Annotated in this window: 9 protein-coding genes; 7 read left to right on the forward strand and 2 right to left on the reverse strand. The window is 71.2% G+C overall.

All coding sequences use genetic code 11. The annotated features are described in order from the left end of the window. Both AC08ON_RS11800 and AC08ON_RS11805 read left to right on the forward strand, forming a co-directional pair. On the forward strand, nt 1–909 hold a 909-nt coding region (locus tag AC08ON_RS11800), incomplete at its 5' end, for a molybdopterin-dependent oxidoreductase (protein ID WP_476616961.1). After that, a complete protein-coding gene (locus AC08ON_RS11805) occupies nt 906–1,391 on the forward strand; it encodes a hypothetical protein (protein WP_476607637.1) in 486 nt (161 codons plus the stop codon). The genes AC08ON_RS11800 and AC08ON_RS11805, both read left to right, overlap by 4 nt. Here AC08ON_RS11805 and AC08ON_RS11810 read toward each other — a convergent pair. Together AC08ON_RS11810 and AC08ON_RS11815 are read right to left on the reverse strand one after the other, a co-directional pair. Next, the gene (locus AC08ON_RS11810) at nt 1,324–2,040 is read right to left on the reverse strand and encodes a methyltransferase domain-containing protein (RefSeq protein ID WP_476607638.1); all 717 of its coding nucleotides are present in this window, start codon (nt 2,038–2,040) and stop codon (nt 1,324–1,326) included. The genes AC08ON_RS11805 and AC08ON_RS11810 overlap by 68 nt on opposite strands. Beyond that, on the reverse strand, nt 2,034–3,443 hold the full coding sequence (locus tag AC08ON_RS11815; RefSeq protein ID WP_476616962.1) for a DUF2064 domain-containing protein: 1,410 nt from the start codon (nt 3,441–3,443) through the stop codon (nt 2,034–2,036). Before AC08ON_RS11815 ends, AC08ON_RS11810 begins: the two co-directional genes overlap by 7 nt. Before the next feature lie 164 nt (nt 3,444–3,607). Between AC08ON_RS11815 and AC08ON_RS11820 the strand changes: the two genes are divergently transcribed. From AC08ON_RS11820 to AC08ON_RS11840, 5 genes are all read left to right on the forward strand, one after another. Further along, nucleotides 3,608–4,357 (forward strand): response regulator, encoded by a 750-nt coding sequence (locus AC08ON_RS11820; RefSeq protein WP_476607640.1) that lies wholly within the window; start codon nt 3,608–3,610, stop codon nt 4,355–4,357. A 70-nt stretch (nt 4,358–4,427) separates the two neighbouring features. Further along, complete coding sequence (locus AC08ON_RS11825; protein ID WP_476607641.1) at nt 4,428–5,567, forward strand: sensor histidine kinase; 1,140 nt, start codon at nt 4,428–4,430, stop codon at nt 5,565–5,567. 100 nt (nt 5,568–5,667) lie between these two features. Next, a complete protein-coding gene (locus AC08ON_RS11830; protein ID WP_476607642.1) occupies nt 5,668–6,711 on the forward strand; it encodes an SDR family NAD(P)-dependent oxidoreductase in 1,044 nt (347 codons plus the stop codon). A gap of 636 nt (nt 6,712–7,347) precedes the next feature. Then, entirely contained in the window at nt 7,348–8,850 is a 1,503-nt protein-coding gene (locus AC08ON_RS11835) for an NAD(P)/FAD-dependent oxidoreductase (protein WP_476607643.1), read from the forward strand. A 183-nt stretch (nt 8,851–9,033) separates the two neighbouring features. Beyond that, nucleotides 9,034–9,552 carry a hypothetical protein gene (locus AC08ON_RS11840; RefSeq protein ID WP_476607644.1) on the forward strand — a complete coding sequence of 173 codons (519 nt, stop codon included), beginning with the start codon at nt 9,034–9,036 and terminating at the stop codon, nt 9,550–9,552. The last annotated feature ends 446 nt before the right edge of the window (nt 9,553–9,998 follow it).

Here is a 9,998-nt window from a genome sequence, read left to right on the forward strand (position 1 = left end):
ACACGTTCCGTCGCCCATGCGGTGGAGCGGATGACGATCGTGCCGTTGATCGCAGGGGCGATCTTCCAGCTCAGCACGGGCATCGCGAACATCGCGCAGTGGTACCGGTTCAACTTCTTCTTCACCGTGACCCATTACTGGGTCGCCTGGATCACGATCGGCGCGCTGGTCCTCCACATCGTCGCGAAGCTCACCGTCGTCCGGGCGAATGTGGGCCGCCGCCGCCATGAGCGCGCGCACCCGGCCGTCACCACCATGGCCGGCGTCACCACCATGGCCGGCGTCACCACCATGGCCGGCGTCACCCCGGGGACTGGCGGTCTGACGCGGCGCGGCCTCGGCCTCGCGACGGGGACCGCAGCCGGGGTGATCGTGGCGACGACCGCCGGTCAGTCGGTCCCGGGCCTGGCCCGGCTGGACCTGCTCGCGCCGCGGCGGCCCGACATCGGCCCGCAGGGGCTCCCGGTGAACCGCACGGCGCGAGCCGCGCGGGTCACCTCCCTCGCCCGTGACCCCGGGTACCGGCTGGAGGTGGTCGGTCCGCGCCGGGTGGTGTACACCATCGAGGAGCTGTACGCGCTGCGTCGGTACAGCTCGAAGCTGCCGATCACCTGCGTCGAGGGATGGGCCGCGGACGCCACCTGGCACGGGCCGCGGCTGCGGGATCTGCTGGACGCCGCCATGATCCCCGCCGACGCGACGGTCCGGGTCGAGTCCCTCGAGGCCCGCGGGGGCTACCGGGCAAGCGACGTCAACCCCTCGCACGCCAGGGACTCGTTGACCCTGCTCGCGACCGGAGTGAACGGCGCCGACCTCGACCTCGATCACGGTTATCCGGCCCGGCTCATCGCGCCGAACCGGCCCGGGGTCCTCCAGACGAAATGGGTACATCGGGTGGTGATGGTGTGAACGCCGTCGTGCTGCGCGGTGTCGCGGTGGCGGCCGGGCTGGCCGCGATCGGTTACGGGGTCGACGGCGTGCTCACCCACCAGCAGGCCACCCGGCTGCCGAACACCGTGGTCTGGCTGATCGGCGGGGTCCTGGTCCATGACGCGTTGCTCGTGCCCGCGACGATGCTCGTCGGCTTCCTGCTCACCCGGTTGGTCCCACCGCCCTACCGGTCCGTCGCACAGGGCGCACTGCTGGTGAGTGCGGCGGTCGCCCTGTCGTCGCTACCGCTGTGGCGTGGCTACGGTGGGGACCCTGGGAACCCGACGGTGAACCCACTGCCGTACGGACGCAACCTCGCGCTCGTTCTCGGAGTGGTCTGGGCCGGCGCGGCGGCCCTCATGGTGAGTCGGGCGGTCCGCGCCCGGCGGGGAATCATCCAATCGGGAGACGCCGGCGCAGCGCGGCGAAGTGCCGACCGGCGTCGCACCAGGTCCGGGTGATCAGCAGTCCGGCGTCCGGCGCGATGCCGGTCAGATCGTCCCCGTCCACCAGGCACCAGGAGAAGGGCCGCGACACCCGGCCGGTTGCGTCCTCCAGCCGGACCCGCATCGGACCGGTCCGGGTGCCCGGCGGTTCGAGTTCGACGAGCACCCGGCCGGAGGGGGCGAGGAGTTCCCCGGCCCGGCGCAACAACCGGGTCGGGTCGCCGCCGATGCCGATGTTTCCGTCTGCAAGCAGCAGCACGGCCCATCGTCCCTCGGCAGGCACCCGGCCGAACACGTCCCGCCGTAGTGCCGGCACACCGGCCCGCCGGGTCAGGTGCACCGCGAACGGCGCGACGTCGATGCCGAGGGCCGGCACCCCGCGGGCCGCGAGCGCGGCCGCGAGCCGGCCGGGCCCGCAGCCGACGTCGAGGGTCGGGCCGCCACAGTGACGCAACAACGACAGATCCCCCGGGGACAGCGCCCCGGTGGACCAGGTGGGCGGGGTCGACGCCGCCGGGGACAGGGTGCCACGCCAGCGGTTCACCGGCAGCGGGTCGCGTCGCCCGTCGGGACGGCGCATCCACAGCTGTCCACCGGCGGAGCGCAGTCCCGCCTCGTAGACGGTCGTCGGTCCCCACCGGCCGTCGGGGACGCCGGTCAACACGCGGTGGCCCGGCCGGCGGCGATGCGATCCCCATGCGTGGCGCGCAGCGCCGCGGCGAAGCGTCCACCGGGCACGAGCCGGGCGACCGCGTCGGCGTCGGCCATGGTGTCGACGTCGCGCACCGTCGGCAGGGTTGTGACCGTCAGGCCGGCTTCGGACAGGCGGGCCTGCTGTCGTGCGCCGGTGTCCGGGCGCGAGGTCGGCACGCCACGGAGAAGATCGCCGTCGGGGGTGGTCAGGCCGAGTGCCCACCATCCCCCGTCCGCGGCGGGACCGAACACCGCGTCGGTCGCGTGCAGCGCGTGGCAGGCGGAGGCGAGCAGGGCTGCGGTCACCTGGGGAGTGTCCATCCCGATGAGCAGGGTCGGCTCGGTGCCGGCGTCGAAGGCGGCACCGAGCCGGACGTCGAACGGCCCCGACACCTGCGGCATCACTTCGATCGCGATTCGTGCGCCCGGGGTTCGTCCGGCCGGGATTCGTGCGAACGAGGTCTCCAGCCATGGGCCGACCGCGCCGTCGAGGACGAGGACCGGGCGCAGTGCGTCGAACCCGGGCAGGCGAGTCAGCTCCTCAACCGCGGCCAGCGTGTCCGCGAGCGCGGCCGCCGCGACGGCCGCCGCCTGGTCCGGGCGCAGGGGCGGCGTCAGGCGGGTCTTGACCCGCCCGGGTACCGGCTCCTTCGCCATCACGAGCAGCCTCACCGGAGGCCTCGCCAACAGGGCGGACATGTCCCGGGCCGTCCGGGCGGCGCCGAGCGGTGTCCCGGTCACCTTGGAGCGCCCGACCCGAGGGGTGTAGGCCACGTCGGTCTCGACTATCCGCCAACCGGCCTGGGCCGCCCGCAGCAGCAGTTCCAGCGGATAGCCGAACCGGCGGTCGGCGACGGGCAGTCGGAGCAGGTCCTCCCGGCGGGCCACCCGCATCGGGCCCAGATCATGGACGGGAACGCCGCAGCGGCGCAGCCGCCCGGCGACCACCGCGTTCCCGAGTCGGGCGTGCGGCGGCCAGGCCCGCATCGAGGTCGGGCGACGGCGACCGAGAACCAGATCGGCCCGGCCGGCCAGCAGCTGCGTGACGAGACCGGGAAGCTCGGCGGGGTCGAGGGATGCGTCCGCGTCGCACACGCCGACCACGTCGGCGTCCGCGGCGAGCAGCCCGGCGTGCACGGCGGCGCCGTAGCCGCGCTCAGGCACGTCAACGACGACCGCCCCGCGTTCCAGCGCCACCTGGCGGGAGCCGTCGCGCGATCCGTTGTCCGCGACAATCGGCCGATAGTCGACGGGCATCCGGTCCAACACCCAAGGTAGCGCCCCGGCCTCGTCCAGGCAGGGCAGGACGACGTCGACGGAGGCCCCGATCCCACTACGTTGCGTGAACATGATCGGGACTGTAGTGCCGTCCACGCGTGATCAACCCTTACGAAACAAGGAATGCCCGGGTCCCGTCCGGCGGCTCGGCACGGACACGACGACGAGCATGACGAGCATGACGAAGCGGAGCATTACGAAGCGGAGACATCCGAGCCGATCATGGCCGGGACGGCCGTCGCCTTACCTATCGTGGCTGGGTGGCCCGTGTGCTCGTCGTCGACGACGACGTCCTCGTCTCCGAGGTGGTTGACCGCTACCTGCGCAACGCCGGCTTCGACGTCGACCGCGCCGCGGACGGACCCACGGCCCTGCGGGTGGCCGAGACAACCCCACCGGACCTCGTCGTCCTCGACCTGATGCTGCCCGGTCTCGATGGCATCGAGGTGTTCCGCCGGCTCCGGGCGCACCGACCGGTACCAGTGATCATGCTGACCGCACGTGCCGACGAGTCGGATCGCATCACCGGTCTGGAGATCGGCGCCGACGACTACGTGACCAAGCCGTTCTCGCCGCGGGAGCTGACCCTGCGCGTGCAGTCGGTGCTGCGGCGGGCGAACGAGGCGGTGCCGGGCGCGGAAGCCGGCGTCCTGCGGGCCGGCACCCTCGTCGTCGACGCGGCCGCGCGGACCGCCACCCGGCACGGGGTGCCGCTCGGGCTGACGGTGCGCGAGTTCGATCTGCTGGCCTTCCTGCTGCGCCGGCCCGGCCGGGCCTTCACTCGGGGCGAGCTGCTCGAACAAGTGTGGGGATGGAGCTATGGCGACCCCTCGACGGTCACCGTGCACATCCGCCGACTGCGGGAGAAGATCGAGGATGATCCGACCGCGCCCCGGATGCTTGTCACGGTGTGGGGGGTCGGGTACCGCTACGATCCCGGCACCCCGCGCCCCGACAGCACCCCCACCGAACAGGTGGGGGCACCGGACGAGGGACGACACCGAGGATGAGACCCGAGGCGGTGCGGCGGGACGACGACCCTACGGGCGGGCTGCGAGCGAGAGCGAGAGCGAGGCCCCGATGAACGCCGGCCTGGAGGTCATGGGGATCGCGCTCGGCTGTTCGACGGCGGCCGCGCTCACCGGCCTGCCGTTGCTGCGGGCGCTCCGGAAGCGGCCGTTGTGGGCGACAGCAGCGTCATTGAGCGTGATACCGGTCGTAGCGGTGACGGTGGGGGTCGCCGGCACGGCACAGGCAATGTTCCTCTCCGATCATGACTTGCGGGTCGTGCTCATCGTGGTGGTCGTGTCGGCGGTGGTGGCGTCGGCATCCGCGGTGCGCCTGGGTGGCCCGGTCGTGGCGGCGATCGGGACGCTGACCCGGGCGACGGCGGCCCTGGGCGAGCCGGGCTATCGCGGCGCCGGCCGTGTTCCGACCGCCGAGCTCGGCGCGCTGGCGACGACCCTGGACGCGACCCATGTCCGCCTCGTCGAGGCGCGGGAACGGGAACGGGCCCTGGAGGCGAGTCGCCGCGAGTTGGTGGCCTGGATCAGTCATGACCTGAGAACCCCGCTCGCGGGAATCCGGGCGACGGCCGAGGCCCTGCAGGACGGCCTGGTCACGGACGCCGAGACGACGGCCCGCTACCACCGGCTGATGCTCGCCGACGCCGAGCGGCTGACCGGCATGGTCGACGACCTGTTCGAACTGGCCCGGCTGCAGGCCGGTGCGCTGCGGCTGAGCCTGGAGAAGGTGCGCGTCGCCGACGTCGTCTCGGACGCGATCGCCGCGGTGGACCCGATCGCGCGGGCCAAGGGAGTCGTCGTCAACGGGCGGGCCGACCACGCCGGGTACGTTGACGCCGACGCGGCCGAGGTGGGGCGCGTGCTGACCAATCTCCTCGTCAACGCCATCAGGCACACCCCCGACGACGGAACGGTGGAGATCACCGCTACCGCGGACGCCGACCGGACGGTCTTCGCCGTGGCGGACCGGTGCGGCGGCATCCCGCAGGAGGAGCTGCCCCGCGTGTTCGACCTCGGATTCCGGGGCGAGTCGGCCCGGACCCCCGGTGGTGACGACCATCCGCACCAGCCACGGATGCGGTCGGGGATCGGCCTTGCGATCGTCCGTGGCATCGTCGAGGCGCACGGGGGCGACGTCACCGTGCACAACCATCGGGAGGGCTGCCGCTTCGTCGTCGCGCTCCCCGCGTCCTGACGTCCGGACGCCGCCCGGGGTTGCGACGGCACGGGCCGGGCTGGAGACGTTCCGTGGTTCGTAAGATCCGGCGCGTCCCGGCACCGTTAGCGTCGGCGTCATGCGGGTTCTCGTCACCGGTGGCGCAGGCTTCATCGGTTCTCACGTTGTCGACGTGCTGGTCGCGGCGGGCAACGAGGTCAGGATCCTCGACGCCCTGCTTCCGGCGGTACACCGGACGAAGCCCCAGGTCAACAACGCCGCCGAGATGATCGTTGGGGACGTGACCGATCGGGACCAGGCCGCCGAGGCACTGAGCGGGATCGACGTCGTATGCCACCAGGCCGCCATGGTGGGTCTGGGGGTTGATCTGGACGACCTTCCGGCGTATGCCACGAACAACGATCTCGGCACCGCGGTCCTGCTCGCGGCGATGGCCCGCGCCGGAGTGGGGCGACTGGTCCTGGCGAGCTCCATGGTGGTCTACGGCGAGGGTGGTTACCGCTGCCCGACGGACGGACCAGTGCGCCCCGGACCACGGCAGGCCGCCGACCTGGACGCAGGCCGTTTCGAGCCGCCGTGCCCACGGTGCCACCGGCCGCTCGCGCCCATCGTGGTCCACGAGGACGCCCCCCTGGACCCCCGCAACGCGTACGCGGCGACCAAGGTCGCCCAGGAGCATCTCGCGGCGGCGTGGGCGGCGGAAACCGGCGGAACTGCCGTGGCACTGCGCTACCACAACGTCTACGGTCCGCGGATGCCCCGGGACACCCCCTACGCCGGCGTCGCGTCGATCTTCCGCAGTGCGCTGGAACACGGGCGGGCCCCGCGGGTCTTCGAGGACGGCCGGCAGCTGAGGGATTTCGTGCACGTCCACGACGTCGCGCGGGCTAACCTGCTGGCGTCCCACCAGCCGCAGGGACCCGGCCGGCTGGTTCCCCTCAATATCGGCTCCGGTGATCCCCACACCGTCGGGGACATGGCGGACGCGCTGGCTCGTGCCTTCGGCGGTCCGAGGCCCGTCGTGACCGGCACCTCCCGGGTCGGCGACGTCCGCCACATCGCAGCGTCCTCGGCCCGAGCAGGCGATCTTCTCGGCTACCGGCCGCGGGTCGACTTCGCCGAGGGGATGCGGGCCTTCGCCCATGATCCGCTGCGGGACTGAGATTCTCCCCGGGCCCGCAATCCTCCCCGGGCCCGCTCGGGGCAGACCCACGAAGGACTAATCCCCGCCGACCACCTTCATGAGATCGAAGATGCATCCGCCGAACACGCTGCCCGTGAACGTGCAGGACGCGAACGTCACGTCAAAGAACGAGCACCAAATGAAGGTGCAGGTGGTGAAAGCAGTGTCCGAATAGACTGATGCGCTAAACCGGACCCCCGGAAAGTGCACTCGGTCAGATCCACCGCACGAAGAAAACATGATCATAGCTCTGGCCAGACAGATCCCCGCCGTCGGGGCCCAGGGACCGGGTGGTCGTCCGCGTCCGCGGGGCCGGTTCGCCGTATTCCGTTCGGCCCTGCGCCGCCGCCTTCCGGTCAGACAGGATCTTCAGTGCCCACCCATGGTCGCACTCCGAACTGGGCGTATCACTCGACGAGGTATCAATCGCCCACGAATTGTGTTGCATGCCACATGTCCCGTCGATGCTATCCGGCGACAGGAGGTGACGATAAACACGATCCCATCTCGGATATACGGCGGAAAATAGTAGCCGGGGGCCGGCACCATCAGGTATATGGTCTTCGCGGCGCCAAGGGGCACCGCCGGAGTCAAGAGGCTGAGCGGAGAAGGATCGTGACCACGGACAGCGCCCAGACAGGGCAGGCCGGCGAACCGGAACGGCTCGAGGAGCGAAGCACCTCCCCGCACCGAGTAGTGATCATCGGGTCTGGCTTCGGAGGTCTGTTCACCGCGCAGGCCCTCCGCAAAGCACCGGTCGAGGTCACTCTCGTCGCGAAGACGACGCACCATCTGTTCCAGCCGCTGCTCTACCAGGTGGCAACGGGCATCCTGTCCGAGGGCGAGATCGCCCCGACCACCCGTGAGGTACTGAGCCGGCAGGACAACGCGCAGGTCGTCCTCGGCGAGGTGACCACCATCGACGTGAACGCAAGAACGGTCACGTCCCAGTTGCTGGGTCGCACGACCGTGCACCACTACGACAGCCTCGTCGTTGCCGCGGGCGCGGGCCAGTCGTACTTCGGCAACGACCATTTCGCCACGCACGCCCCGGGCATGAAGAGCATCGACGACGCGCTCGAGCTGCGCGGCCGGATCTTCGGGATGTTCGAGCTCGCCGAGGCGTCCACCGATCCCGCGGACGTGGAGCGGTTGCTGACCTTTGTCGTCGTCGGGGCGGGCCCCACCGGCGTGGAGATGGCCGGACAGATCGCGGAACTCTCGCGCCGGACCCTGCGGCGGGACTTCCGCAGCATCGACCCCGCCAAGGCCCGAGTCATCCTGCTGGACGCCGCACCCGCCGTCCTGCCGCCGTTCGGCGAGCGGCTCGGCGCGAAGGCGGCCGACAAGCTGACCAAGATCGGCGTCGATGTGCAGCTGGGCGCCAAGGTCGTCAATGTCGACGCGACCGGCATCGACGTCGAGGACAGCGACGGCACCCGCCGGCGCATCGACTCGGTCTGCAAGGTCTGGGCCGCCGGCGTTGCCGCGAGCCCGCTGGGCCGGCAGCTCGCCGAGCAGACCGGTGCGGGGCTCGACCGCGCCGGCCGCATCGAGGTGCTGCCCGACCTGACCCTGCCGGGTCATCCGGAGGTGTTCGTCATCGGGGATATGGCGAGCATCAACCGGCTGCCCGGCGTGGCGCAGGTCGCGATCCAGGGCGGCCGGCACGCCGCCAAGGAGATCCAGGCCTGGGTCGCCGGCAAGCAGACGGGCCGGCCGTTCGAATACCATGACAAGGGCAGCATGGCCACCATCTCGCGGTTCAGCGCGGTGGCGAGCATTGGCAAGGTGCAGTTCAGCGGCTTCTTCGCCTGGCTCGTCTGGCTGGCCGTGCACCTCGTCTACATCATCGGGTTCAAGCACCGGCTGACCACCCTGCTTCACTGGACGGTGAGCTTCATCGGCCGGGGCCGGTCGGAACGTACCGTCACCGAGCAGCAGATCTTCGCCCGGGTCGCCGTCCAACGCCTCGGAACGGACTTCGCGCCCTCGCTGCCCCCGCACGCGAGTCAGGAGGCGCCGTCCTGGACGGGGGCCCGGACGATCGTGCCGATGCAGCCGCAGGCCAAGGGCGAGGGCAAGGGCGAGGACAGCCGGCAACCGTCCCGGGTCTAGCGCGTAGCGCGGATCCGGCCTTCCACGTGGTTCGCACCACGCTCGCATGTTGCTCACATCTCGCTGTCGCATCGTGGGCTCCGACCGCGTGCCACCGTGGCGCGCGGCGCCCGGCCGATCGCCGCCGCTCAGGGCCGACGACCGGTTCGCGGCGTAGTGACGCGACGCGGAAGGACGACACAGATGCGCAGCTTCCTGACCGGACGATGGGGTGCGGGGGTCGCCGCAGCGGGTCTGCTTGGGCTCGGGTTGGGGGTCGGGCTCGGGTTCGGCGGGACAGCCGCATCCGCTGCCTCGGACCGGACTGCCAGCGCAGCAGCCACCCCAGCCGACCACACGTTCCTGGGCGACCATCCGCGACTCGCCGAGGCCCGGCTGCGTTCCCACGACGGGCTGCGTCCCCATGGCGGTATCTGGGCCGGCGGCGGCGTACACGGTGAGGCAACGGTCAAAACCGGCAAGGGCTTCCAGGTAGTGGCGGGGCAACGCGGGAAGGTGACCGCGGTGAGCCCCACCTCCCTGACGGTCACCAGTGAGGACGGCTACGTCGGCACCTATATGATCAACGCCGATACCCGGTTGCGGATCGACGGGGACGCCGCGAAGGTCTCCGACCTCCACCCGGGGGCGACGGTCCGGGTGGGCGCGACGGTCAAGGACGGCACCCGCACGGCGGTGGTCGTCGCCCAGCCCCAGGACTGACCCACCGCCGAGGGCCTCTCCCGACACCGAAGATCACCTAGGGGGACGCCTGTCAGCGTGACGGCGGCGTCCCCCCTCCGCCATCCGGCTCGTCCGCAGGAAACTCCGGACAGCCCTCGCGTTCGAGGTCCGCGGCGCGGACCATGCGACACCGCGGGCACGGTGTCCCCGGCCGCGCAATCGTCTTCAGCCCCTGGCGGGGACGCCGTCCCCGATGTTCCGGACACCGCAGGTACAAGAAGTCGGCCTGAACGGGCATCGATTTCTTCATAGCAGGGGAACTTTTCCGGTTCCACCGCATTCCCGACACTTGATGTTGGCGTCACCGTCGAAAAGACCGTCCTCGTCCGCTTCCGCCTGCGGGCGCGTCTGATACTGCGTGCCGTTGCAGGACGAGCAGGTCATCAGGCCTAGGCTGAGCCGCTCGTCGGGCGGCCGAAAATACC

The sequence above is a fragment of the Frankia sp. CoWAU3 genome (genome assembly GCF_977971855.1).

Excerpts from the sequence above, each read along its gene's own strand:
- AC08ON_RS11830 (WP_476607642.1), top strand. The coding sequence starts at position 5,668 with ATGCGGGTTCTCGTCACCGGTGGCGCAGGCTTCATCGGTTCTCACGTT.
- AC08ON_RS11840 (WP_476607644.1), top strand. The coding sequence starts at position 9,034 with ATGCGCAGCTTCCTGACCGGACGATGGGGTGCGGGGGTCGCCGCAGCG.
- AC08ON_RS11825 (WP_476607641.1), top strand. The coding sequence starts at position 4,428 with ATGAACGCCGGCCTGGAGGTCATGGGGATCGCGCTCGGCTGTTCGACG.